At 60.0% G+C, this 24,020-nt stretch carries 29 protein-coding genes; 18 read left to right on the top strand and 11 right to left on the bottom strand.

Annotation, left to right across the window (positions count from 1 at the left end; translation table 11 throughout):
- Window positions 1-131 precede the first annotated feature (131 nt).
- Together BN1118_RS02775 and BN1118_RS02770 are read left to right on the top strand one after the other, a co-directional pair.
- Window positions 132-1,430, top strand: coding sequence for a LapD/MoxY N-terminal periplasmic domain-containing protein (locus tag BN1118_RS02775; RefSeq protein ID WP_043554472.1), 1,299 nt, complete (start codon window positions 132-134; stop codon window positions 1,428-1,430).
- Window positions 1,427-2,368 (top strand): TAXI family TRAP transporter solute-binding subunit, encoded by a 942-nt coding sequence (locus BN1118_RS02770; RefSeq protein WP_043554470.1) that lies wholly within the window; start codon window positions 1,427-1,429, stop codon window positions 2,366-2,368. The genes BN1118_RS02775 and BN1118_RS02770 overlap by 4 nt, the downstream gene beginning before the upstream one ends.
- On the opposite strand, the gene BN1118_RS02765 is transcribed toward BN1118_RS02770, so the two are convergent.
- Window positions 2,363-3,037, bottom strand: coding sequence for a transglutaminase-like cysteine peptidase (locus BN1118_RS02765; RefSeq protein ID WP_043554469.1), 675 nt, complete (start codon window positions 3,035-3,037; stop codon window positions 2,363-2,365). The genes BN1118_RS02770 and BN1118_RS02765 overlap by 6 nt on opposite strands.
- A 76-nt stretch (window positions 3,038-3,113) precedes the next feature.
- A complete protein-coding gene (gene znuA / locus BN1118_RS02760) occupies window positions 3,114-4,019 on the bottom strand; it encodes a zinc ABC transporter substrate-binding protein ZnuA (RefSeq protein WP_043554468.1) in 906 nt (301 codons plus the stop codon).
- Window positions 4,020-4,113: 94 nt separating this feature from the next.
- Between znuA and znuC the strand changes: the two genes are divergently transcribed.
- Entirely contained in the window at window positions 4,114-4,878 is a 765-nt protein-coding gene (gene znuC, locus BN1118_RS02755) for a zinc ABC transporter ATP-binding protein ZnuC (RefSeq protein ID WP_042868263.1), read from the top strand.
- Between the two features lie 20 nt (window positions 4,879-4,898).
- Window positions 4,899-5,678: a zinc ABC transporter permease subunit ZnuB gene (gene znuB / locus BN1118_RS02750; protein ID WP_042868261.1), complete on the top strand. Its 780-nt coding sequence runs from the start codon at window positions 4,899-4,901 to the stop codon at window positions 5,676-5,678.
- Window positions 5,679-5,690: 12 nt separating this feature from the next.
- Here znuB and BN1118_RS02745 read toward each other — a convergent pair whose 3' ends face one another.
- A complete protein-coding gene (locus tag BN1118_RS02745; RefSeq protein WP_043140387.1) occupies window positions 5,691-6,581 on the bottom strand; it encodes a LysR substrate-binding domain-containing protein in 891 nt (296 codons plus the stop codon).
- Between the two features lie 91 nt (window positions 6,582-6,672).
- On the opposite strand from BN1118_RS02745, the gene BN1118_RS02740 reads away from it, so the two are divergent.
- Entirely contained in the window at window positions 6,673-7,530 is an 858-nt protein-coding gene (locus BN1118_RS02740; RefSeq protein WP_043554467.1) for a DMT family transporter, read from the top strand.
- A gap of 14 nt (window positions 7,531-7,544) precedes the next feature.
- On the opposite strand, the gene BN1118_RS02735 is transcribed toward BN1118_RS02740, so the two are convergent.
- Window positions 7,545-8,132 (bottom strand): uracil-DNA glycosylase family protein, encoded by a 588-nt coding sequence (locus BN1118_RS02735; RefSeq protein ID WP_043554466.1) that lies wholly within the window; start codon window positions 8,130-8,132, stop codon window positions 7,545-7,547.
- 102 nt (window positions 8,133-8,234) lie between these two features.
- Here BN1118_RS02735 and rarD point away from each other — a divergent pair, with 102 nt between their 5' ends.
- Entirely contained in the window at window positions 8,235-9,137 is a 903-nt protein-coding gene (gene rarD / locus BN1118_RS02730) for an EamA family transporter RarD (RefSeq protein ID WP_043554465.1), read from the top strand.
- On the opposite strand, the gene BN1118_RS02725 is transcribed toward rarD, so the two are convergent.
- Window positions 9,119-9,850 (bottom strand): substrate-binding periplasmic protein, encoded by a 732-nt coding sequence (locus BN1118_RS02725; RefSeq protein ID WP_043554464.1) that lies wholly within the window; start codon window positions 9,848-9,850, stop codon window positions 9,119-9,121. The genes rarD and BN1118_RS02725 overlap by 19 nt on opposite strands.
- 44 nt (window positions 9,851-9,894) lie before the next feature.
- Here BN1118_RS02725 and BN1118_RS02720 point away from each other — a divergent pair, with 44 nt between their 5' ends.
- Window positions 9,895-10,305, top strand: a complete 411-nt coding sequence (locus BN1118_RS02720; RefSeq protein WP_043554462.1) for a GIY-YIG nuclease family protein — start codon at window positions 9,895-9,897, stop codon at window positions 10,303-10,305.
- Here the strand turns inward: BN1118_RS02720 and pspG are convergent.
- From pspG to BN1118_RS02700, 4 genes are all read right to left on the bottom strand, one after another.
- Window positions 10,302-10,520 carry an envelope stress response protein PspG gene (gene pspG / locus BN1118_RS02715; RefSeq protein ID WP_043140399.1) on the bottom strand — a complete coding sequence of 73 codons (219 nt, stop codon included), beginning with the start codon at window positions 10,518-10,520 and terminating at the stop codon, window positions 10,302-10,304. The two genes, BN1118_RS02720 and pspG, sit on opposite strands and share 4 nt — an antisense overlap.
- A 46-nt stretch (window positions 10,521-10,566) precedes the next feature.
- Window positions 10,567-10,773 carry a PspC domain-containing protein gene (locus BN1118_RS02710; protein ID WP_043140401.1) on the bottom strand — a complete coding sequence of 69 codons (207 nt, stop codon included), beginning with the start codon at window positions 10,771-10,773 and terminating at the stop codon, window positions 10,567-10,569.
- 2 nt (window positions 10,774-10,775) lie between these two features.
- Window positions 10,776-11,438 (bottom strand): phage shock protein PspA, encoded by a 663-nt coding sequence (gene pspA, locus BN1118_RS02705; RefSeq protein WP_043554461.1) that lies wholly within the window; start codon window positions 11,436-11,438, stop codon window positions 10,776-10,778.
- 211 nt (window positions 11,439-11,649) lie between these two features.
- The gene (locus BN1118_RS02700; RefSeq protein WP_043554460.1) at window positions 11,650-12,378 is read right to left on the bottom strand and encodes a 1-acylglycerol-3-phosphate O-acyltransferase; all 729 of its coding nucleotides are present in this window, start codon (window positions 12,376-12,378) and stop codon (window positions 11,650-11,652) included.
- 175 nt (window positions 12,379-12,553) lie between these two features.
- On the opposite strand from BN1118_RS02700, the gene BN1118_RS02695 reads away from it, so the two are divergent.
- From BN1118_RS02695 to BN1118_RS02650, 10 genes are all read left to right on the top strand, one after another.
- Window positions 12,554-12,931, top strand: coding sequence for a hypothetical protein (locus BN1118_RS02695; protein ID WP_043554553.1), 378 nt, complete (start codon window positions 12,554-12,556; stop codon window positions 12,929-12,931).
- 50 nt (window positions 12,932-12,981) lie between these two features.
- Window positions 12,982-15,024: a protein-disulfide reductase DsbD family protein gene (locus BN1118_RS02690; protein ID WP_043554459.1), complete on the top strand. Its 2,043-nt coding sequence runs from the start codon at window positions 12,982-12,984 to the stop codon at window positions 15,022-15,024.
- Entirely contained in the window at window positions 15,021-15,764 is a 744-nt protein-coding gene (locus BN1118_RS02685) for a DsbA family protein (protein ID WP_043554458.1), read from the top strand. The genes BN1118_RS02690 and BN1118_RS02685 overlap by 4 nt, the downstream gene beginning before the upstream one ends.
- Before the next feature lie 3 nt (window positions 15,765-15,767).
- Window positions 15,768-16,292: a protein disulfide oxidoreductase gene (locus BN1118_RS02680; protein WP_043140421.1), complete on the top strand. Its 525-nt coding sequence runs from the start codon at window positions 15,768-15,770 to the stop codon at window positions 16,290-16,292.
- 249 nt (window positions 16,293-16,541) lie between these two features.
- A complete protein-coding gene (atcJ, locus tag BN1118_RS02675; protein WP_005313867.1) occupies window positions 16,542-16,826 on the top strand; it encodes a cold adaptation protein ActJcold adaptation protein ActJ in 285 nt (94 codons plus the stop codon).
- Window positions 16,827-16,832: 6 nt separating this feature from the next.
- Window positions 16,833-17,363 carry a cold adaptation protein AtcA gene (gene atcA / locus BN1118_RS02670; RefSeq protein WP_021139714.1) on the top strand — a complete coding sequence of 177 codons (531 nt, stop codon included), beginning with the start codon at window positions 16,833-16,835 and terminating at the stop codon, window positions 17,361-17,363.
- 13 nt (window positions 17,364-17,376) lie between these two features.
- A complete protein-coding gene (gene atcB / locus BN1118_RS02665; RefSeq protein WP_005313872.1) occupies window positions 17,377-18,138 on the top strand; it encodes a cold adaptation protein AtcB in 762 nt (253 codons plus the stop codon).
- Between the two features lie 11 nt (window positions 18,139-18,149).
- Entirely contained in the window at window positions 18,150-19,055 is a 906-nt protein-coding gene (atcC, locus tag BN1118_RS02660; protein WP_043554455.1) for a cold adaptation protein AtcC, read from the top strand.
- Between the two features lie 193 nt (window positions 19,056-19,248).
- The gene (locus tag BN1118_RS02655; protein ID WP_043554453.1) at window positions 19,249-19,500 is read left to right on the top strand and encodes a hypothetical protein; all 252 of its coding nucleotides are present in this window, start codon (window positions 19,249-19,251) and stop codon (window positions 19,498-19,500) included.
- A 182-nt stretch (window positions 19,501-19,682) separates the two neighbouring features.
- A complete protein-coding gene (locus BN1118_RS02650; protein ID WP_043554452.1) occupies window positions 19,683-20,057 on the top strand; it encodes a hypothetical protein in 375 nt (124 codons plus the stop codon).
- Window positions 20,058-20,180: 123 nt separating this feature from the next.
- Here BN1118_RS02650 and BN1118_RS02645 read toward each other — a convergent pair whose 3' ends face one another.
- The gene (locus tag BN1118_RS02645) at window positions 20,181-20,393 is read right to left on the bottom strand and encodes a hypothetical protein (RefSeq protein ID WP_043554450.1); all 213 of its coding nucleotides are present in this window, start codon (window positions 20,391-20,393) and stop codon (window positions 20,181-20,183) included.
- Between the two features lie 420 nt (window positions 20,394-20,813).
- Between BN1118_RS02645 and BN1118_RS20940 the strand changes: the two genes are divergently transcribed.
- Complete coding sequence (locus BN1118_RS20940; protein WP_084213985.1) at window positions 20,814-21,626, top strand: FRG domain-containing protein; 813 nt, start codon at window positions 20,814-20,816, stop codon at window positions 21,624-21,626.
- 67 nt (window positions 21,627-21,693) lie between these two features.
- Here BN1118_RS20940 and parC read toward each other — a convergent pair whose 3' ends face one another.
- Window positions 21,694-23,988: a DNA topoisomerase IV subunit A gene (gene parC / locus BN1118_RS02640; RefSeq protein ID WP_043554449.1), complete on the bottom strand. Its 2,295-nt coding sequence runs from the start codon at window positions 23,986-23,988 to the stop codon at window positions 21,694-21,696.
- Window positions 23,989-24,020: the final 32 nt, after the last annotated feature.

Genomic DNA, 24,020 nt, shown 5'->3' with positions numbered 1-24,020 from the left:
TGCATAACATTCCGCTATGGGCAGAAATGATCGTCTTTTTTAACCATTTTTTTCCTATTTTTAAGAACCGGGTCCGATTGTGTTTGACCCAAGGTTTCATGATGTTGCGATAACTTTTCCATGGAGTGGATATGTCGTTAGCAAAACTGTTAAACCGAATCATCCTGATCCTGTTCGTTATCGGTGCCGCCCTGTTGTTCATGCTAGAGGTCACCACGGTACGTCAGTCCATCCTCGACCAGATGTCGGCCAACCTGGAAACGGCCATCACGGCCCTCGGCCTGGTGCTGCAAGGCACCCTGCTCAACGATGACAAGGTGCTGGCCGAAACCATAGTCAACGCCATGTTCGACGGCGGCTTCGTCAGCTCGGTCACCCTGCTGGACCCCGACGGTCAACTGCTGTTCCAGAAGGTCTTTCACACAGCGCAGCAGAATGTGCCGAGCTGGCTCCCTTTCGTTATCGACATGCCGCCGGTCAAGATTGAGCAGGAGTTGACCGATGGCTGGCGCATGCTGGGCACCCTCACGCTCGAGGGACACAAAGGCTACGCCTATCAACACCTGTGGAATGCCATCAGCCGTACCGGCCTGGCCCTGCTCGCCGGCCTACTGGTGTTCACTCTGGTGATCTCCTGGGTATGCGGCCGCCTGCTGCGCCCCCTCGAACTCATCAACCAGCAACTGGTCAGGATCCGCAAACGCCAGTTCAGCGGCAATCTGGATTCTCCCTGGCTGCAGGAGCTCAAGGAGCTGGTCATCTCGGTCAACCAGCTGGTCTCGGAGCGCAAGCGGGATCTGCTGCAACAGCGGCTCAAGATCACCCAGCTCGGCAAGCAGCAGGCGACGACAGCCCCTCAGCCCCTGCTGGGCTTGACCGAGGGGGGAGACGGCCTGCAACAACAGCATTTCTTCTCCACCCAGGGCAGCATCCGCCTCTACAGCCGCCTCATCCCCACCCTACCTCCCTCGCAGGAGAGCTCGCCGGACGAGATCCAGCACCTGCTCGATCTCTGGCTGCACCATCCGGTGGAGGGGCTGCAACTGCCCCTCAGCCTGCTAAATCATGCTGACTGGGCGCAATTCGCCTCGCTGCTGGCCAAGGGCAGAGGCAAGACCCTCGACTGGCGCTGGGATCTGGCAAACTTCCCGCCCCTCGGGGCAGAACGGCTCGCCACCTTGCAGGAACAGGGCGTCGAGATGGCGTTCAGCGCCATTCCCATGACCAACGACACCTTCAATCAGCTCGACCCCATCAGTCCCGTCTTCATCAGCTGCCAGCCAACCCAGGCTCCTCTTTACTGGAATCTGGTGGCCCAATGCCTGCACAGTGCGGGCTACACCCTGCTGGCAGAAGCCGGCGAGATCCAGGATATCGACACCCTGCGCAGCTGGGGCATAGACGGTTACGCCAGCAAGGAGATCTCATGAACAGACTCGGGTCGTTGCTCGCCCTGCTGTGGCCGCTGCCGCTGCTGGCCAGTCCAATGATCATCGCCACCGGCGGTGAGCAGGGGATCTATCATCAGGTCGCCAAAGAGTTCTGCCGGCTGGCCAACAAGAGTGACCCCGAGCTGCAATGCAAGCTGCAGGCCACCTCAGGTTCCATCGAGAATCTGCGCCAGTTGCAGGCTGGGCAGATACCCTATGCCCTGGTGCAATCGGACTGGCTCTATCAGGCCAGCCGAGGCCTGGGGCCTTATGCCAGCCAGCCGCAGCCAGAGCTCAGAGCCATCTTCGCCACCCACGCCGAGCCTTTCACCATAGTGGTGCGGGCGGATGGTGACATCACCACGCTGGCGCAGCTCAAGCTGGCGCCCATCGACATGGGGCTGAAGAGCTCGGGCACTCGCCAGACGGCCCTGGCCCTGTTCAACCTGTTGGGAGCAAAGGAGCAGGAACTCGATCTGAAGAGCGCAGGCAATCTGGCGGAGGCACTCTGCAGCAAACAGATAGATGCCTACGGTCTGGTGATGGGACACCCGAACCGGATCGTGCTCGATACCACCAAGCGCTGCGCCATCCACTTTCTGCCCATCGAGGGAGATATTCGGGATCAGCTGCTCAAGGGGGTCAAGTACTACCAGCGCAGCCAGGTGCCTGCCCGCATCTATCCCGGCAACCTGAAGGCGACCCCCACCTTTGCCATCGCGGCCACCCTGGTGACCAATGCCGCCACGCCGGAGGCGGACGTCTACCGGCTGACCCGGGCCATGTTGACCCAGCAGACCAGCTTCAACGAGCAGACCTATGGTTACGCCAACCTGTTTCACAAGGCGCGCAACAAAACAGGCTCGGTGCTGAGCATCGAACAGCATCCGGGCGCGGCAAAATATTTCGCGGAGTTGAAAGCGGCGGGAAAACTATAGCTGGCGACGGGGGGAGCGCAGCTGCTCGCTGGAGAAACGGGTCTTCATCGATGTCCACTGCGCCAACCGATCGGCACTGCCCGCTAGCGTGCCTTCACGGCGCGACTTCATGATCCAGATGCTCTTGGCATCGAAGCTGTAAACGGGAATGAGATCGGTTCGCTGGCTGCCGGGCAGGATCCGGCTGTTGATGTTATCGAGCACCAGCGGATCGGATTTTGGCGTTGGAAAATAAAGCGTCACCATATGAAACTGGTTGTATTTCACCGCCTTGACGTAAGCCAGCCGCAGCTTTTTCTCATCCACCCCCAGCTCCATCAGGGTGTAGTACTTGGAGATGCTGTAATCCTCGCAATCCCCGCCCCGGGCACCGATAAATTCCAGCGGATTGGCCCAATAGTCCTCATCCCCCCACAGTCTGGGATCATCGCTGTAGGTCAGGTTGTTGAAGTAGGTGTTCACCAGCGTGATCTTCTGCTGATCCGTGGTGCCCGCTCTGGGCGTAAGCAGGCGGGAAAACGCCTCGGCCCGCTGGATCGCCCTGCCGCCATAGACCTCCTGCAACTTGGCCCTCAACTCGGGACTGGCGATGTATTCGGAGAGGCGGGAGGCCTGCACGCTGGCACAGAACAGTGCCAGCGTGCAGGTGGGAATGAGCAACCATTTCATACTTAACCCTCCATGTCAGATGCTGGAGGTCAGTATAGTTGGCGCAGGCAACCCCATGGGATGAGCCAGGAGTGGCTCAGCGGCACTGGGCGAAGGCGTCGGCCAGCTGTTGCATGAACTGGGGATAGCCATCCGGTCCGAGCGGCACCTGTTCACCCACCTCGTCCAGCAGCAATACCTTGGCGCCTGTGTTGCGGGCCACCGACTCAATCACGGCAGGGGAGAATTGCGGCTCGGCGTAGATGCAGCTCGCCTGTTTCTCCTGCAGCGCCTTGCGGATCTCCACCAGCGTCTTGGCGCCGGGACGGCGTTCCGGGCTCACGGTAAAGTGCCCCTTGGAGCTCATGCCATAGTGACGTTCCCAGTAGCCATAGGCCTCGTGGAACACGAAGTAGCCCTTCTGGTTCACCGCCTTCATCTGTTCGGCGATGAGCTTGTCCTTGGCATCCACCTTGGCCTTGAAGGTCAACAGGTTGGCGCGATAACGTTCGGCATTGGCGGGATCCTGGGCACTCAGCGTCTCGCTCAGCGCATTGGCGATGACCAGTGCCTGGGTCGGCCCCAGCCAGATGTGCGGATCCACCCCTTCGTGATGATGGCCCTCGTGTCCATCGTGATCATGACCCTCATCGGCATGCTCTTCGTGCCCTTCTTGCTTGGCATAGTCGAACAGCGGCATCCCCTCAACCCGGGTAAGCGTCAGCACATGGGGATGCTTGGCCAGCGGCTTGGCCATGAAGCCTTCCAGCTCGGGACCGACCCATACCACCAGGTCGGCATCCTGGATACTGCGAATATCGGAGGGGCGCAGGGAGAAGTCGTGGGGAGAGGCGCCGGTCGGCAGCAATACCTTGGGTTCACTCACGCCATCGGTGATCGCGGCCGCGATAAAGCCGAGGGGCTTGATGGTGGTCAGCACCTCGAGGGCACGGACAGGCAGGCTCACTGCCAGCAGGGCAGTGATCAGTGTAAGAATTCGCATAGAGATCTCGTCAGGAAGTGAGTGTGTGATAATATAACAAACCAACGCTGTTGTTATATTATAACTCTCACAGGCTGTAAACCCCGGAGCTGTCATGACCCAACTGGTGGAGCTGAAAGAGGTCTGTCTTTCGTTCGACGGACGACTCGTGCTCGACAAGGTCTCCTTTACCCTGAATAAAGGCAAAATAACTACCCTGGTCGGCCCCAACGGGGCGGGCAAGAGCACCCTGAGCAAGCTGGTGCTGGGCCTGCTCACCCCGGATACCGGCGAGATCCTGCGCCGTCGCGATCTGCGGGTCGGCTATGTGCCGCAACGCCTCTATCTGGATCCCACCCTGCCGCTGACGGTGCGCCGTTTCCTGCAGCTCGGCAAGAATGGCCGTCTCTCCATCGAGGAGGCGCTCAACCGGGTCGGCGCCCAGGGGCTGCTGGACAACCGGATGCAGAAGCTCTCCGGCGGCGAGATGCAACGCGTGCTGCTGGCCCGCGCCCTGCTGGTCAAGCCCGAGCTGCTGGTGCTGGACGAGCCGGTGCAGGGGGTGGACATCAACGGCCAGATCGAGCTCTATGCCCTCATCAGCAAGCTGGCGGCCGAGTTCAACTGCGCCGTGCTGATGGTCTCCCACGATCTGCACCTGGTGATGGCCAGCACCCACGAGGTGATCTGCCTGAATCGCCACGTCTGCTGTCACGGCGAGCCGGAAAGCGTGGCACGCCATCCCGAATTTGCCCGCCTGTTCGGGCGCCCCGAGCAGGAGGTGCTGGCGGTCTACACCCACCATCATCACTGCGACGGCGAACACCATCATCACGATGAGCAGGCCCCCGTCATCCGCCTGCCGTCTCGCAATCAATAAGCGCAGCTAAGGACATTCAAGTGGACAGCTTTCTGTTATATGCCCTCGCGGCCGGCCTCGGCATCGCCCTGCTGGCCGGGCCCCTCGGCAGCTTCGTGGTGTGGCGCAAGATGGCCTATTTTGGCGACACCCTCTCCCATGCCTGCCTGTTCGGCATAGCGCTGGGGATACTGCTGCAGGTGGATCTCACCCTGGCGGTGGTGGTCTGCTGCCTCGCCATGGCCATGCTGCTGGTGATCATGAGCCGCAACCAGCAGGTGGCGACCGATACCCTGCTCGGCATCCTGGCCCACAGCGCCCTGTCGCTCGGCTTGGTCACCTTGAGTTTTATGGATAACGTGCGGGTGGATCTGATGGCCTACCTGTTCGGTGACCTGCTCTCGGTCCAACCGGTGGATCTGCTCTGGATCTACGGCGGCGGCGCTCTGGTGCTGCTCACCCTGTGGCGCCTGTGGGATCCCCTGCTCTCCATGACCATCTCGGAAGAGCTGGCACGGGTGGAAGGGATCCGGGTCGATGTGCTGCGCTGTGTGCTGATGCTGCTGATCGGGCTGGTGATCGCCGTGGCCATGAAGTTTGTCGGGGCGCTCATCATCACCTCCTTGCTGATCATTCCGGCCGCCACTGCCCGCCGCTTTAGCCAGACGCCTGAGCAGATGGCCGGTTTTGCCGCGCTGATCGGCTGTCTGGCGGTGTTGGGCGGACTGACACTCTCGTGGTATCAAGACACGCCAGCCGGCCCTTCCGTGGTGGTCTGTGCCACCAGCCTGTTTATCCTGAGCCAGTTCAAAAAAGCCTGATAGCCCAAGCAGTTATAGCGCCATGCTCTGGCGCGTCTCCATCATCAGCCATTGACGCAACCGGCTGATGGCGGGCTCATGGGCCCGGGAGCGCTTGCAGGTAAAGTAGAAGGCATCCCCCGTCTCCAGCTGGTGTACCGGCAAGGCCACCAGCTGGGGATCATCCGGCCGCAGCATGTAATCGTTCACAAACGCCACCCCCTGATCCCAGGCCGCCGCCTCCATCGCCAGCAGCACATGACTGAAGTGGTGCATCCGCGCCTCGTCCGGGATGACCAGGCCGCCCGCCTTGGCCCAGCGCTGCCAATCCTCCCCCCGCGCCTTGTAGATGGACTGCACCGACAAGAGCGGCAGTTGCCAGATGGCCTGTGGCCACTCCCCTTCCAGCTGTTGCAGCAGGCGCCTACTGCAGACCGGGAACAGTCGCTCCCGGTAGATGAGATCGTGGCAATAACCGCGGCCGTGGGGCGAGACTGTGATGAAACAGTCAGCCACCCGATCGGAGAGCTCGGGATCTTCCGCCACCATCTCCAGGCTCAAATCCAGCTCGGGATAGAGCTGGCGCAACCCCGCCAGACGCGGGATCAGCCACTTCACCGCGAACGAGCTGTAGACCGCGAGCCGCAGCCGCATCTCGCCACCGCCGCGCAGCTGTTCGCTGCTCTGGGCGATCTGGCCGAGCCCGGCCGCTATGCCTTCGAAGTAAACCTCCCCCTGGGCGGTCAGTGACAACAGTCGCCCCTGGCGCAGCAGCAAGCGCTCACCCAGAAAATCTTCCAGCAGGCGGATCTGGTGGCTGACCGCACTCTGGCTGACATTCAGTTCGAGGGCTGCACGGGAAAAGCTGAGCAGGCGGGCGACAGCTTCGAAATATTGAACGGCGCGCAGGGGAGGCAGCTTCATTATCCAAAATTCTCATAGATGGTGATTTTTTATCATTTTACTGGATAACTGACCCCGCGCTACCCTGCCCTCATCTGATATGGGAGGTGGTATGAATGCAGTCGGGATCGGAATCCTCTATCTGGTGCTGGGCAACATGGTGGCGGTCTTTTCCGATGCGCTGGTCAAGATGCTGGAGCCGAGCCAGCCCGTGTTCCAGTTTGTCTTCTTTCGCCAGCTCTCCGCCGCCCTCTTGCTGATGCCCTGGCTGCTCTGGTCCTGGCGTCGCAACCCGCCGGTGGCGCTCAAGTGGCATCTGCTGCGGGCTCACATCTGGGCGGTCGGCGTCTGCCTGATGGTCATTGCCCTCACCCGCTTGCCGCTCGCCACCGCCAACGCCCTCTTCTATGCGGCCCCGCTGATGATGGTGCCGCTGGCGGTATGGATGGCGGGGGAAGCCATCTCGCGCCAGAAGGTGCTGACCGCGCTCATCGGTTTTATCGGGGTGCTGATCGTGCTGCGGCCGACCGAGGTGAACTGGGCCGCGCTGGCGGCGCTCGGGGTGGCGCTCTCCATGGCGCTCAACAACTTGCTGATCAAGCGGATCCCGCTCAAGCAGCCCATAGCACAGACCCTGTTCTTCACCAACGTGCTGAGCATGCCCTTCATACTGGCGCTGGCCTGGTGGGAAGGGGGAGACTGGCAGTGGCAGATGTGGTGGCCCGCCTTCGGCTCATCGGCGCTGATCATGGTCTATGCCGGGCTGTGCGTGGTGGCCTATCGCAAGGCGGAGGCGAGCAAGATCGCCTCGGCGGAATACACGGGTCTCCTGATGGCGGTCGCCATCGGGGTCTGGCTGTTCGACGAGCAGCCGGGTCTGCCGCTGCTGCTGGGCTGCCTGTGCATCATAATCCCGCTGCTTGCCATGGCTCGCAGCAAACCAAAGCCGCTGACGGAACCTGCGGTCTGACGCAGAGGCCAGTACTAGAGTCGCACCAGCAAGGGGGCGACCCTTTGCTGCAGATGGGGGATCACATCCTGCTCGAACCAGGGATTCTTCTTGAGCCAGAAGGTGTTGCGCGGGGACGGGTGCGGCAACGGCAGCCAGGCGGGATCATAGTCGGCCCAGCTGCGCACCGTCTCGGTGAGCGAGCCTTTGCTGGCCTTGCCCAGATAGTACTGTTGAGAATACTGGCCGATGAGCAGGGTCAGCTCGATATTGGGCAGCAGCATCAACACCTTGTCGTGCCAGGTGGGCGCACATTCGGGTCTGGGTGGCAGATCCCCCGACTTGCCCTTGCCGGGGTAGCAGAGCCCCATCGGCATGATGGCGATGCGGGACTCGTCGTAGAAGGTCGTTTTATCCACGCCGAGCCAGTGACGCAGCCGATCGCCAGAAGGGTCATCCCAGGGGATGCCGCTGGCATGCACGCGGGTACCGGGCGCCTGGCCGATGATCAGCAAGCGGGCGCTTTCGGCGCCACGGATCACCGGGCGTGGTCCCAGCGGCAAATGAGCCTCGCATAACCGGCAGGCCCGGATCTGTTCAAACAGCGTATCGAGTCGGTTCATGGGCCCGATAGTAACAGAATTTCCCCCTCCATCCTGCTTGTGAAAGCGTCAGCGGGTACTTATCATGCGACCACAAATGTTTAATTTAATAAACGGAGAGAGATGAAGAACTGGATGGGCACCGGCAGCGCGGCCCTCTCATTCGTGCTGTGGGGCATGCTGCCCCTCTATTACCAGTTCATGCCGGAGGTCAACATGTGGGAGCTGCTCTCCCATCGCGTCCTCTGGTCGGCGGTACTGCTGGGCACCCTCTTCGCCCTGCTCGGCTACCGGGTGCCCTGGGCGCGCCTGCGCAGTGAACCCCGTCAACTCGGCCTCATACTGCTGGCGGGCCCCGTCATGTCCATCAGCTGGTGCATGTTCACCTGGTGCCTGACCACGGGTCAGGTGCTGGCCACCAGCCTCGCCTTCTTCATGACACCGCTGTTCAATATCGTGTTCGCCGTGCTCTTCCTCAAGGAGCGGCTCACCCCGCAAAAGCATCTGGCGGTCGCCCTGGCGCTGGCGGGGCTGGCCTACATGCTGTTCTCCTACGGCCAGCTGCCCTGGTTCTCCCTCATCATGGGGGCCAACTTCGCCTTCTACGGCCTGCTCAAGAAGAAGGTGCACTACGACGCCGGCGTCAGCCTCTATCTCGAGGCCCTGGTCCAGCTGCCGGTCGCTTTGCTGATCATCGGTGCTCTGGCCCTGAGCGGCATGAGCCAGTTCATGGCCGGTGACTGGGCTGATCGGTTGCTGCTGATGGGCAGCGCCCCCGCCACCCTGCTGCCGGTGGGCCTGTTCTGCTACGCCGTGGCGCGCACCCGCATGAGCACGGTGGGGTTGCTGCAATATATAGAACCCAGCCTCGCCTTCCTGCTCGCCCTCTTCTGGTTTGGCGAGACGGCGGATCCGGTAAAGTCGGTGGGATTTGCCTTCGTCTGGGCGGGTCTGCTGGTGAGCCTGCTGCCGCTGCACAAACTCAGGCGCGGGGCCGGCAACCCTGCTCAGGGTCTGCCACGATAGGATTCCAGGATGGCGTGCCACGCGGGATCCTGGTCCATCTGCTCGGCGATGTCGTTCAGCCGGGCATGCAGCTCGCTGCGGGATCTCGGCAGCAAGAGGTGGCGGGTATAGCTGGACTGGGGAAAGGGCGAGACGAACAGCTTGCCCTCATAGGCATCATGGATGAAGAAGGAGAGTGCCGAGCCCGGCACCAGCGTCACATCGATGCGGCCCCGCATCAGCAGGCTGAAATTGGTTTTGACCTTCTTGGCATCGTGGCGCACCAGCTCGCCCCGGGCCACAGCATCATCGATCCCCTGATAGCGATAGCCCTCTATGCCACCGAAGATCAGCCCCTTGAGTGAATCCGGGCCGCGATAGGTAATGGGTCTGGCCGCGCTGGAGATGAGCTCGTTGGTGTCACGCATGATGGGAAAGGTCCACAGATAGCGCTCGCGCTGGGGATCCCCCACCCAGGCGGGATTGACCCAGGCCACCAGGCCGTCGAAGCCGGGATCCGACATCTCCAGCGCCAATCTGGCCCGATTGACCAGCCAGAGCTCAAGCCTGGGTTCTCCGCCGAGCCTTTCATTGAGATACTTGACCAGATCCCGGCTCAGCCCCGTCTTCTCCCCTGTCATGAAAGGGGGGTGCTGATGGTAATCATAAACACGGATCGTCTCCCCCAGAGCCGGGACCGACAACAGGCACCACAACCAGAACCAGACTCGCATCGCACCTCCTTGGACTGCTCTTGAGTTTGGCACAGACAGATCGAATGAGAAAAGCAGCGATGGACACAGAACCGACCAGCTCACCCCCAACCAGCCAGTGGTCCCTCTATCTGGTACGCACCGCGACCGGCCTGCTCTATACGGGGATCAGCACGGATCCGATAAGGCGGTTGCGCCAGCACCAGAGCGGCAAGGGATCCCGCGCCCTGCGCGGCAAGGGACCGCTCACGCTGGTCTGGCAGCAGATGGTGGGTGACAAGGGGGCGGCGCTGCGACTCGAATACCGCCTCAAGCAGCAGAGCAAGGCCTTCAAGGAGCGCCTGGTGCGGGAGCCGGATGGCTGGGCCGACTGGAGCCAGCCCTGGCTGGCGGCTGTCGAGCAGGCGATGAAGAGGCCACAAAAAAGGCCACTGCGAGCAGTGGCCAAGGCAGGATCCGATAGCAGGGAGGCTTAACGGTAGGTATTGGATTGCTTGCGCCGGTTGCTGATGAGCCAGCACACCACCAGCAGCACCAGCAACCAGGGCGCCAGCTTGATGATCAGAGCGAACATGCCGGCCAGGGCCCCAAACAGCACGAAGAGGCCGCTCACCAGCAGCATGGCCAGCACGGTAAACCCCGCCAGCGCCATGGCCACCAACACCAGCATCAAGACGATAAATTCCAGCATGTTCTGCTCCTCACAGGCTTCTCTTGCCGGCTGAATGACCCTGGGGTCAATCCAGCCAGCGCTTCAATTCACGACGGGGCGGCATGATCAGCACCGCCAGCAGATAGGCGGCCAGGGTCAGTGGCGGCATCAGGATCAGGGCGATCAGCGCCACTATCCGTACCGTCACCCTGGAGAGCCCCAGCCCGTTGGCGATGCCGGCACAGACCCCGGTCAACTTGCGATGGGCAAGGTCCTTCGGCCAGGGCGTCATGTTTATGCCTCCACCTTCTGACCCTTCAGCCGGGCCAGTTCGCGCTCAATCTCGTCGTTCAGCTCCAGCTCGCGGAACTGGGCCTCCAGCGAGGGATTCTGCCCCAGAGTCGCCGCCTCCAACTGGGCTTCCAGCTGATCGACCCTGCCCTGAAAGCCGTCGAAACGGGCCATCAGCTCGTGCATGCGCTGGTTGTCGACCTGGGCGCGGGCACGGATGCGGCTGTGGGCGGTCTGTTCGCGCAGGGTCAGCATCTTCTGCTTCTCGCGGGCCTCGGTCAGCTTGGCGGCCAGCCGCTCGCTGTCGGCGGTAAGCTGGGCCAGCACCTCGGCCACCCGGGCCTTGTCCTGCTCCAGCTGGTCACATTTTTTGGCCTCGGCCAGCTTCTCGGTGAGGGCGGCACGGGCCAGATCCTCACGCCCCTTCTGGATGGCGAGCTCGGCCTTGGCCGACCACTCCAGGATCTGGTGTTGCAGCGCCTGCTGGTGGCGTTCCAGCTGCTTCTGCTCGGCGATGACGCGGGCGGCCTGGGTTCTCATCTCGACCTGGACCTGTTCCATCTCCTCTATCATCAGGCGCAGCATCTTCTCCGGCTCTTCGCTCTTGTCGAGCAGGCTGTGCAGGTTGGCATTGATCACGTCGGTCAGGCGGCTAAATACGCTCATGGTCTGGTTCCTTGTTCATGGGGATGGCTATCTCTTCCCAATAGCATTACAAGAGCCATGCCAAGATAATTTATTGTTGTTTTACATATAGATATAGATTTTATGCTGAGATTCAAGGTGAGGTGATTGGTTAAAATCGCCAACAAAGTGGTGCTTTTAACCAACAAAAAAGGGAGCCAGCGGCTCCCTCTATGTCATCTTTCGTTCAGACTCAGGCGGCCTGATGGCGACCCAGCTTGCTGTCCAGCTCGACCAGCTTGGCTTCCATCCGGGCACGGCAGTTGTCAGACAACTCGCGAATGCCGGCGGCGCCGTGCTCCTTGCTGCAGACAGGTGCCATGACTTCCAGCAACACCTCGCCATTGTCCCAGCGGTTCAGGTCGATCTGGCCGAAGTAGCTGGAGCAGACGATGGGCACCACGGGCACCTCGGCCTGCACGGCGGTGTGGAAGGCGCCGGCCTTGAACGGCAGCAGGCCGCGCCCCTTGGAGCGGGTGCCTTCCGGGAACATCCAGATGGAGGTGCCGTGATGCTTGATGCGATCCACCACCTGGCCTATGGTGCCGATGGCACGGGAACGGTTGGAGCGGTCGATCAGCACGTTGCCTGAGAGCCAGAAGAGGAGACCGAAGAAGGGCAGCCACAGCAGGCTCTTCTTGCCCACCGCCACCACGCCGGGCATGACGGCACCTGTCACAGTGAAGATGTCGAAATTGCTCTGGTGGTTGCAGACGTAAACCGCCGGGCCAACCGACTTGACCTCGTCCGGTATGATGACCTTGACCTTGAGGCCGAGCAGCGGGCAGATCGCATGGTACATGCGGGCGAAGACAAAGACGTTGTTGGGATGACGCGGACGCACCAGACAGAGCAACAGACCAAACACGAACCAGAAAACGAGCAGCAGGGTAAGCAGCAGCACACGGGCAAGTTTGAGCATCGAACACCTCGGATTTTAACTCGGCGCAGTATACTGGTCCCCCTTTTAGCGAACAAGCGTTCGCCAAACAGAACCGACCACCCCGATGTTGCATATGGTCGCATCGAATCCTGCTGACTTGCTCCTGTCATTATTGATCGATAGGATATGCACCATTCAACAGGGTAGGGCGAGCATGATTTTGCGACAACGCGTGGCGACAAGACTCCTGCTGCTGGTCTGCATTCTGGTGCTCAACTGCGCGGCCCAGCCGCTGGCCCGGCTGGCTCAGCTCGATCAGGCCCTCAGTTGCCAGGTACAGCTCCTCCCCTCTTCCAGCGCCGATGCCGACGACGCACAGCCAGCGACGCCCCAGCCGAGCAGTTGCCAGCTCAATGGCAAGTGGCTCAGTGCCGCCAGCCTGCTCTGCGTCGAACAGATCTTCTTTGCCATCGCCTTCGTGATTGCCTTGCTGGCGCCACTGTCGCGCCGCTCACCCGCCTTGCCTCCCCCTCGCAACATATCTCCGCCTGAACGGCGGCTTCACCTTACTTTATGTGTCTGGCGAGAATGAGTTAGCCGCGGTTTACACCACCCTAACTTCCATTTTCAAGAGACAAAAACATGTCAAACATGATCAAGACTGCCCTGTTGATGGGCGGCTTGCTGTGGCAATCCATGGGATTGGCCAGCGATACCGGCTGGCTTGTCAGCTCCCAGAACGATCACGCAAAAGTGCGGCTGCAAGCCGACGCCAGCGATCCCGCCCAAACTCGCGTGCTGCTCAGCCTGGCGCTCGAGTCCGGCTGGAAGACCTATTGGCAGAACCCGGGGGAAGGTGGCATAGCTCCTGAAATCTTCTGGGATGCCCCTCAAGCCACCCAGCAGTGGCATTGGCCCGTGCCGGAGCGATTTGACGTCAGTGGTATCTCGACCCAGGGCTATCAGAAGACCGTCAGCCTCCCCATCACACTTGCCCACAGCAGCAGCGAGGCGCTGACGGGCACGCTGCGCCTTTCGACCTGCAGCAACGTCTGCATACTGACCGACTACCCCTTTACCCTGGCGCGGGATGGCACTGCGCCGGAAGGGTTCGACTTTGCCTACGCCCAGGCGATGAGCAAGCTGCCACAAGCCATGCCGGGCACCGTCACCCTCAAGGCCGGCTACCGGCAAAACCAGCTGCAGCTGACCGCCGACAACCCGCAGGGCTGGCAGGATCCGCAGATTTTCCTCCAGCGGCTGGAGGGCGCCGAATTTGGCAAACCCGAGCTGGAGGTGCAAGGCAACACCCTGATCGCCCGCATTCCGGTCAGCGATGGCTGGCAGGGCGATGCGCCGGACATACGTCGCCAGCAACTCGGGTTTGTACTGACCAACGGTGAACAGGCCTGGCAGAGCGAGTTCCACATAGGTGACCCGCTGACCCTGCCGAGTCAGGGCCACTCGCTGCTCTGGCTGCTGGGCGCAGCCCTGCTGGGTGGCCTTATCCTCAATCTGATGCCCTGCGTGCTGCCGGTGCTGGCACTCAAGCTGGGGTCGGTGTTGCAGCTGGAAACCCGCGAGCGCCGTCCGGTTCGTTTGCAATTCCTGGCGGCCAGTGCCGGCATCCTGGTCTCCTTCTGGGCGCTGGCACTGATGAGCACACTGCTGCGCGCCACCCAGGGAGCGGTCGGCTGGGGTATCCAGTTCCAGAGCGTCTGGTTTATCGGCTTCATGGTGGTGGTCACCCTGCTGTTTTGTGCCAACCTGCTGGGGCTGTTCGAGTTAAGGCTGCCAAGCAACCTCAATACCCGTCTCGCCACCACGGGTGGCAACAGCCTGGGCGGTCACTTTCTGCAGGGGTGCTTCGCTACCCTGCTGGCCACCCCCTGCTCGGCCCCCTTCCTCGGCACCGCAGTCGCCTTTGCGCTCGGGGCCCCGCTCGGTCAGCTCTGGCTCATCTTCACCGCGCTTGGCCTCGGCATGAGCCTGCCCTGGCTGCTGATCGCCGCCTTCCCCCGCCTTGCGCTCTGGCTGCCGAAACCGGGCCGCTGGATGGGCCGCCTGCGCATCCTGCTCGGTCTGATGATGCTGGGCTCCAGCCTCTGGCTGCTCAGCCTGCTCGGCAACCATATCGGTCAATTCTGGATACTGATCCTGATGGCGCTGATGCTGGCTGTCCTGCTGCTAGCCGTGGTGTGGCGTCATGGTATTCGGGGTGTGACCCTGGGACTGGCCCTCACCTGTCTACTGGGTGGAGCCCTGCTGCTGGGCGGCGCCTTTACGATGGAAGGAAAACCCCAGCGAGATACCGTCAACTGGCAGCCACTCTCGGAGCAAGCCATCCAGGACGCGCTGACGCAGAACAAGCGGGTCTTTGTCGATGTCACCGCCGACTGGTGCATAACCTGTAAAGCCAACAAATTCAACGTGCTACTGCGAGATGACGTGCAAAAAGCGCTGAGCGCCCCCGATGTGGTGGCCCTGCGAGGGGACTGGAGCCGTCCCTCTGCCAGCATCGCCGACTTCTTGCGCCAACGCGGCAGCGTGGCCATTCCCTTCAACCAGATCTACGGACCCGGCCTGCAGGGTGGCGAGATCCTTTCGCCCCTGCTGGACCGCCCGACCCTGCTTGCCACCCTGGCGCAAGCAGGCATTGCCACTTCTCAAGGAGACACTAAATGAAACCGACCCTGCGCACCCTGACCCTGCTGGCTTCCCTCTCTGCCGCCCTGCTGGCCCCGGCCCTGCACGCAGCCACCTTCACCCCGGAGCAGGAGGCCCGCATCAAGGAGCTCATTCGTGAAACCCTGGTGGCCAACCCCAAGATCCTCGACGAGGCAGCCGAATCCTGGGAGAAGCAGAACGCGGCGGATCAGGCCAGCCAGCTTGGCGACTTCATCAAGGGCAATCAGGATGTGCTGTTCAACAGCCCCACCAGCCCACGCCTGGGTGCCAAGAATCCCAAGCTGACCCTGGTGTCCTTCACCGACTACAACTGCCCCTACTGCAAGCAGTTCGACCCTCATCTGGCCAGGTTGCTGAAGGCCTATCCAAATGATGTCGGGCTGGTGATCAAGCTGCTGCCGTTCAAGGGACAGAGCTCCGCCAAGGCTGCCCAGTACAGCCTGACCCTGTGGCAGCAGGATCCCGCCCGCTTCCTCACCCTGCACGACAAGCTGATGAGCAAGCAGGGCATGCTGACCGAGGCGGACATCAACAAGGCGCTGGCGGCCACCGACAACCTGGCCCTCAAGCCTGCGGCCAAGGCCACCGAGGAGCTGCGCAACAGCCTGCGCATCGGCACCTTGCTCGGTGTGCAGGGCACACCGGCCACCTTGATCGGCAACCAGCTGGTCTCCGGCGCCGTCCCCTATGAGGAGCTGGAGCAAATCGTCAAAGCCGAACTGGCCAAGCAGGGATAAACCATGACAGAGACTATCACCACCCAGCCCCGCTGGCGGCGCTGGGGCAAGGAGGCGCTCTGGCTGCTGCTGTTTGGCGTTGTCATCTCGACGGCGCTGGACCTCTGGCGCAGCCCGGCGCTGCCAGAAGACGGCCCGCTGCCCAGGCTCACCCTGCAAGATGGCACCACCGCCGACCTGCTGGCCATGAGCCGGGACAGGCCGTTGCTGGTCTACTACTGGGCCAGCTGGTGCGCCGTCTGCCGCTTCACCACACCAACGGTGGAGCAGCTCTGGCAGGACGGTGAAAACGTGTTGACGGTGGCACTGCGCTCCGGCAACGCCCAGCAGTTGAGCAAGGGAATGGGCAAGAAGGGGCTGACCTTCCCGACCCATAACGATGAGCAAGGGGATCTCGCCGCCCGCTGGCAGGTGAGCGTTACTCCCAGCTTCCTCATCGTCAAGGACGGCAAGGTGGTGAGTACCACCACAGGCTGGAGTGCGGGTCTGGGGCTGAAACTGCGCCTGGCCTGGGCCCGCCTCCAATAACCGACAACGCCCGGCCTGCCGGGCGTTTTTTCAACATCCATCACACATGCCCCACCCTCTCCTTGCCAAAATGGCAGCGATTGGAGCTTTTTCGCTATTGGCAACTTGCTTGCCATATCGCCTCCTATTCATGGCGGAGCTGGCCTGTTTCCGTTAAAATGACGGGTTTTTGCTGTGCCTGGTTTCTCAAGCTCCACCATCAGGCGCCCGCATTGTGAATTCCAAGATGCCAGTGATGCAGGATCTGCCATGAACAACTACTTTCGGGTACTGGGCGTCAAGTCCAATGCCAGCGAAAACGACATCAAAAAAGCCTATCGACGGCTGTCGAACCAGTACCACCCAGACAAGCTGTTAGGGGCGAGCGAAGAAGAGCGAGAGCTGGCAGCCATCAAGCTGCACCAGGTAAAGCAGGCCTATGAAGTGCTGTCAGACCCGAAACAGCGGGCCGCTTTCATCAAGGATTTCAACAACGTCATCGTGACCGATCCCGCTTCTGCCATGCAGGAGATGTGGGACCAATTTTACCCCTGAGGCGCTATGCAGAAAAAATGGGACCAGGCGCGGATCAAAGCGCTGATGAGTGATGCCAGCGAGAACATCGAATCCTACCGGGATCAGGACGACCCCAAGGCGCTGGAGCAATTCACCGGCAAGATGAAGACACTGCTGCTGGCTGACATGAGCATGCTGGAATTCATGCCCGAATACCTGCCGCTGGCCCTCTATGGCCGGGTGCAGTTTCCGGCCAAGGCCAAGCCTGAGTGGAACAAGTGGCTCGGCAGCGGCGTACAACCCTCATGGGACGAATTCAAGGTGTCGGTGGCGTTCAACAATGCCGACCTGCCGCTGGTGAAAGCGGTACGGGCCCAGAGCGAAGATCAGCTGATCGAAGCCTGCGCCGTGCTGTTCCAGCTGGACAACCCGCTGCCGCGCGGTGGCCGCCGTGCCGATGACGACTATGAGCTTCGCGACGACGACGATGACGACGGGGAAAACGCTGACGCCGACTACAACGGTGATGGTGACGACGACGGCGATCAAGACATGTACGACGAAGTACGTTTCTAACTTGGGGCAAAGCATGCACAGTCTGATAGAAATTACCGCCATCGAGATCAAAGAGCTGGCCGTGATCGAGCCGAAACAGGCCAGCGAGAAGTTCGAGCTGATCGCCAAGACAATGTCTGACGATCAGTTGGCCGAAGTCATTGAACAGATTGATATAGTCACCCTGACCCAGATCAACGGCCAGCACGACATGTCGTTCCCGTCCATCATCTCCGAGCTGATGACCCCGGAGCGGATCCGCGACATCGTCTGCCAGCAGCCCCTCTACTGGGAAGAGGCGATCAAGAACAACGCCGAAGAGCTGCAGCAGCACACCTTCGACTTCCTCAACTACCTGATCCGCACTCAGGACAGCGACGCCAAGCAGGCGGAGATCCTGGAGTGCATCGCCGAGGATCCGGCCGGTCTCTTCTACCTCGCCATCCCCTTCATCGAGTTCTATCGCGGTGAGCGCTTCGAGGATGAAGAGGGCTTCCACGACACGCTGCACGCCGAAGAGGAAGACTTGGAAGAGGCACTCTCCTACAGCGACCGCCAGCAGAGCGAAAATGCCCACGACTACCCGCTGGATGACCCGCGCAGCCTCTTGATGCTGATCCGCGAGCTGACCCCGGACGTGGAAAAAGCCATCAAGGCACTGCTGCGCAATGAGCACTCATCCTGGGAAGGGATCATCAGCAAGTTCGCCAGCGAGCTGGTGATGCAGGCCAAAGATAAGAACGATGCCTCCGACGAGTACGCCGAAGTCGACGACATGTTCAGCTTCCTGGATTGAGGAACCCCGTCATGCAACTAGCCATACGCGATGTCAATCAGGGCCCCTTTCTCACTCAGGTGCTGCGCTTTGGCCGCGAGAGCGAACACTTGAGCGATCAGCAGCTGGGCCAGATCAAGGGCAAGGCGGTGCTGATGAGCCTGAAGTTCGCCGACAAGTACTACAACAAGTACAAGATGCATCTGCTGGAACAGGCCGCCCACGACGTCATTGGTGTGGTCAGCCTGGGCCTGCTGGAGCTGTCGCAACGGGATACGGCCAAGGCATTGGCCCTGCTGCAGGCGCCGGAGGGGCCCATCAAGCCGTTCCAGAAGGGCTGGTCCATGCTGATCTCGGTCAGCGCCAAGCAGCCCGGTGGCAACAGCCTCTATGGCGATGTGGATGCCCGCCTGCTGGACAAGATCTCCAGCCCGCCGGATGTGGAGGAGTGGCAAGGGTGGCAGGAGTACGAGAAGGCGCTGGTGGAGCACAACAAGGCCCGCCTGATGAGCCTGATCGATCAGCACTTCTTCGCCTGCGAGAACGACCACCCCACCATGGAGGACAAGCTGGCCGAGGCCCTGCTCTACCGCATCCTCTGCGGCAATGGCAGCGGCGCCGCGCCCTTGAAGGTGAAGCAGGATCTCAAGCGTCGTCTGGCGCGAGAAATCGTGCTGCAAGAAGTCTGGTACGACACCGACTATCTGGCCGCCCAGCTGGAGCTGCTGCTGGCGGAGCTGCCGGGCGAGCTGACCACCGGCCTGCGTCAGGATCTCAGCAAGGGATTCGTCGCCAACCTGCTGCACACCCTGGGCTTTGTGCGCCAGTACCAGTTGCTGCAACAAGAGAACGCCGAGCCGGAGAAGCTCGACAATTTCGAGATGCGCGCCGGTCTCAAGCACCCCCTGCTCGGCTGGCCGCTCTACCACGACTTCTAGGGCGCGTTTTCGCCGCCCGCTCAGTCGCACCACAACGCCCGGCCCGCCGGGCGTTGTGGTGTCTGGCCGGCGGACATCCTGGCCGGACTACCTCGTTAGCCTAATTGGCCCCGTTTTTCTCAGGGATATAATGCATCCTTCCTACAGGCAGCAGGGGCCAGGCGTGAGCAGAAAACCCGACCGCATCACAGCGATGCAGCAGATCATCGATGCCGTGAAGCAAGAATTCCCGCTCTATCAACCTGACACCTTCAAATGCGGGCCGGACAATACCTGTATCGGCTGCCCCAAGAAGCTGATGGAGCTGGTGGATACGGATCTCAGCTACTGGCAATATCAGATCAACCGCGGCATCCCGCCGACCTTCGACGAGCTCTACAGTTTTGGCAAGATGTGCAAGAACATCCGCCGGGCGCTGGTGAAAAATGGCCGGATCCCCGCCTGATATTTTATAAACATCGGCATGGTTTCGATTTTACGGATTGCTTCATCTATCAGGACAAGGACTCCCCTATTACGTGATGCGCCATCGACAATTTGCGATAAAACACGCTGGTCGCAGATTCCGGGTTACAGGTCGCTGCAGCGGCCAAACTGTTGCCACATCTCAGTTCAGGAGGAAACGCCATGACTCAGGAAAGGATCCAGACCCGCTACCCCCTCGGCGGCCCCTTCGCCAGCCAGAGCACGCTGGAGCAGGCCATCACCCTGGCCATTGAGACCCACAAGCAGGACTTCTTCCCCCTGCTGGAGCGGCTGGTGGATGAGGGCAATCCCGCGGTCAACCTCAGTCAGGAGCACCCACCGCAGGTGCTGCGCATCGAGCTCGATCAAGACGGCGCCCATGGCCTGGCCCACCTCAGCTACGAATCCAACTTCTTCGAGTGCTGCCTGATCGTCAACGAATATGAGCAGCACCAGACCAGCCTGCCCTTTAGCCTCGAAGGAGATGCGCTTGTCTTCGACCTTGAGCTGCCCATCGCTTGGAATTTCAATAAGTAAGCCTATTGGTCTCGGAAGCCGATGCCTTGGATGTCCAATGCTCCCCTGCGATCCATGCAATAAGGGCAGGAGCCCGGCCCCTGCCCTTTCCCATCCTTCACCAAGCTCGCCTTACCCTGGCGCTCAGGTCAGGTAGTAACGCCACGCCCTGACCGGTTCCGAATAGCCCACTCTTATGCAGTAGGGGGCCAACTCCTGATTTGCCTGCTCCAGGCTGAGGGTCTGATGGTTGTCCTCCCGGCACCACTGCACGAACTCGCCGCTGTTGAAGCTGTAGTGATCCCCGTGAAAGGTCCCGTGAGCCTCGATCAGATCGATGGCTTTGTCGATCTCCATGATTGGCCTCCTGGCTTTGTGCTGTCCTCTTCAATCTTAGCGAGCGAGAAAAAGTAGGATCGATTAGCGCAGCGTAATCGTCCGCGCCATTGGTTCCGTAGCGATAGGAAAAGGGAGAAAAGAGGGTTGCTGGTAGAACAGCGGCAACCGGTTTTCGAGAACATCTGATCACGCTTCGCTAATCAGACCTACGGTCCTATTAAAGAGTTAAAGCGTCCCTACGTGACTCTGGTCACAATAAAAAACCATTCCATTCCGTACTCTATAAAGCAAACATTTTACAGGTTGATTCTGAACTTGGAAATGTCAATCTATTAACTGTCAATCTAACTTCGTAGTATTTTATTATAATTTATAATCTCGAAATCTGATTACGCTACACGAATAAAACTTACAGCAATTATAATTTATGGAGAAAATATGAGTGAAGATGTAACGAAATCAAATATTTCAGATGAAAAAGAGGAAGGAGGTGGTTGGGTATTAAATAAAACAGGTCCCGTAACAGCAGACGTTTACTGCAAGGACTGGAATGGATTTATCGATTTCTTTCATAACGATAGAGCACTGAAACAAAATCATTCATATGTTTTTAGAGGACATGCGTCAGAAAAATGGAAATTGGAGCCAACCCTTAAAAGAGCATTAAAAAATGGCGATAATATAGAAAAAATAGAACAAAGAACTTTAGATTCATTTAAAAAGTTCTGCTTAGGTCGAAGGGGGCACAATCCTGCAAATTTAAAAGAGACAGAGTGGTGGGCATTAGGACAGCATTTCGGATTGGATACTCCATTATTAGATTGGACAGAGTCGCCATATGTTGCAGCTTTTTTTGCATTTAATTCAGAACTTCATGAAACAGAAAATGTTGTCATATGGGTTTTATCAAAAAAGATTAATGACAAACCATGCATTGAAAAATTAAAGAAAGAAAATCATCTGGAATTCCTAACACCATTTTTAGATGAAAATTCTCGCCTAATAAATCAAAGAGGTTTGTTTGTTACATCACCAAGAATGACATGCATAAATGAATGGGCAAATCAAATAAAAGAAAAAGGCACGATAGATTTGGCCAGATTGTTAATACCCGCAAAGGAAAAAGAGCTTGCCCTTGATTCATTAGATAAAATGAATATCAACTCACTCACACTTTTTCCTGATTTATTAGGTGCAGCTAAATATGCGAACTACATTACAAGACGAGAAAATAAAAAGACTAGCACTTAGTTAAATACGGTTTTTCTCACATTTAGGTTTAATTGAAAAGAGAGCGACTAATCGCTCCCTTTATCTATTACCCTTCCTGATTTTCCTCCGCTGCCGGCTCAGCGCCGGCGGCGGGTTCAATCTCGATGCGATCGACGCGCTGCAAACCGCGGGGCAGCTTGGCGCCACGGCGGCCGCGCTCGCCACGGTAGTAGTCGAGATCGGCAGGTTTGAGGGTCAGCTTGCGCTTGCCGGCGAACAGGGTGACATATTGCCCCTGCGGGATAATGGCGGCCATCACCATAAACTCTTCCCGCGCCTTCACGCGAGCCGACGGTATGCTGATCAGCTTGTTGCCCTTGCCCTTGCCAAGCACCGGCAGGGTGTTGAGCGGGAACAACAGCATGCGCCCCTCGTTGGAGATGGCCATGCAGAGATCGGTCTCCGGCGAGCCAATCTTCTGGGGTGCCATCACCAGGCCACCTTCCGGCACGGTGAGCAGCGCCTTGCCGTTCTTGTTCTTGCCTATGAGATCGTCATAGGTGCAGACGAAGCCATAACCGGCGTCGGAGCAGATCAGATAGGGTTCACCCTCGTTGCCCATCACCAGATGGCGCACCTCTTCCCCCGCCCCCAGTGCAAAGCGGCCGGTGAGCGGCTCACCCTGACTGCGGGCAGATGGCAGGGTGTGGGCTTCCAGTGCATAGGTACGCCCCAGGGTGGAGAGGAATACTGCCTGCTGGTTGCTGCGGCCGCAGGCGTGGGCCAGATAGCCATCCCCCGCCTTGTAGGAGAGGCCTGCCACGTCCACGTCGTGGCCCTTGGCGGCCCGTACCCAGCCTGCACCCGAGAGGATGACGGTAACCGGCTCGCTCGGGGTCAGCTCTTTCTCGGTCAGGGCTACCGCGCTGGCGCGCTCCACCAGCGGGGTGCGGCGATCGTCGCCGTACTTCTCGGCATCCGCCAGCAGCTCTTTCTTGAGCAAGGTGTTGAGGCGACGCTCCGAACCCAGCAGCAGTTCCAGCTTGTCGCGCTCTATGGCCAGCTCGTCCTGCTCGGCACGCAGCTTGAACTCTTCCAGCTTGGCCAGGTGGCGCAGTTTGAGCTCGAGGATAGCCTCGGCCTGGGTCTCGCTGATGTTGAAGCGCTCCACCATCACCTTGCCCGGCTCATCCTCGGTGCGGATGATCTCGATCACCTCGTCGATGTTGAGGTAGGCCACCAGCAAGCCTTCGAGGATGTGCAGGCGAGCCAGCACCTTGTCGAGGCGATACTGCAGGCGACGGCGCACCGTCTCGCGGCGGAAAATGATCCACTCGGAGAGGATCATCTTGAGGGTCTTCACCTGCGGCCGGTTGTCCAGCCCCAGTATGTTGAGGTTGACGCGATAGTTCTTCTCCAGATCCGTGGTGGCGAACAGGTGGGCCATCAGCGCCTCCATGTCCACCCGGTTGGAGCGGGGGATGATCACCAGACGGGTCGGGTTCTCGTGGTCCGATTCGTCCCGCAGATCGGTGACCATGGGCAGCTTCTTGGCCACCATCTGGGCGGCGATCTGCTCCATAATCTTGGCGCCTGAGGCCTGATGGGGCAGCGCCGTGATGACGATGTCGCCATCCTCCTCGTTCCAGACCGCCCGCTGCTTGATGGAGCCCTTGCCGGTCTCGTAGATTTTGCGGATGTCATCGCGCGGCGTGATGATCTCGGCGCTGGTCGGGTAGTCCGGCCCCTGAATGTGCGCCATCAATGCATCCAGCCCGGCATTGGGGTTGTCGAGCAGCTCGGCGCAGGCGTAGGCCACTTCCCGCGCGTTGTGGGGTGGAATGTCGGTCGCCATGCCCACGGCTATGCCTGTGATGCCGTTGAGCAGTATGTGAGGCAGGCGGGCGGGCAGCACCACCGGCTCTTTCATGGTGCCGTCGAAGTTCGGCGTCCACTCCACAGTGCCCTGACCGAGCTCTGAAAGCAGCAGTTCGGAGAAGCGCGACAGCCGCGCCTCGGTATAACGCATGGCGGCGAAGGATTTGGGATCGTCCGGCGCCCCCCAGTTGCCCTGACCGTCCACCAGCGGGTAGCGGTAGGAGAAGGGCTGAGCCATCAGCACCATGGCTTCATAACAGGCGCTGTCGCCGTGAGGGTGGTATTTACCCAGCACGTCACCCACGGTACGGGCGGATTTCTTGTGCTTGGAGAGGGCCGACAGACCCAGCTCGCTCATGGCGTAGATGATGCGCCGCTGCACGGGTTTGAGGCCATCGCCGATGTGCGGCAGGGCCCGGTCCATGATGACGTACATGGAGTAGTTCAAGTAAGCCTGTTCGGTAAAGGTGCGCATGGGCTGGCGCTCTACCCCATCCAGACTGAGCTCGATAGCATCACTCATGTGATAGTTCTCTTTCTGTTCGGGAGCCGCCA

This window comes from Aeromonas bestiarum (assembly GCF_000819745.1).
GTDB lineage: Bacteria > Pseudomonadota > Gammaproteobacteria > Enterobacterales > Aeromonadaceae > Aeromonas > Aeromonas bestiarum.
This window is presented reverse-complemented; position numbering and strand designations above follow the sequence as displayed.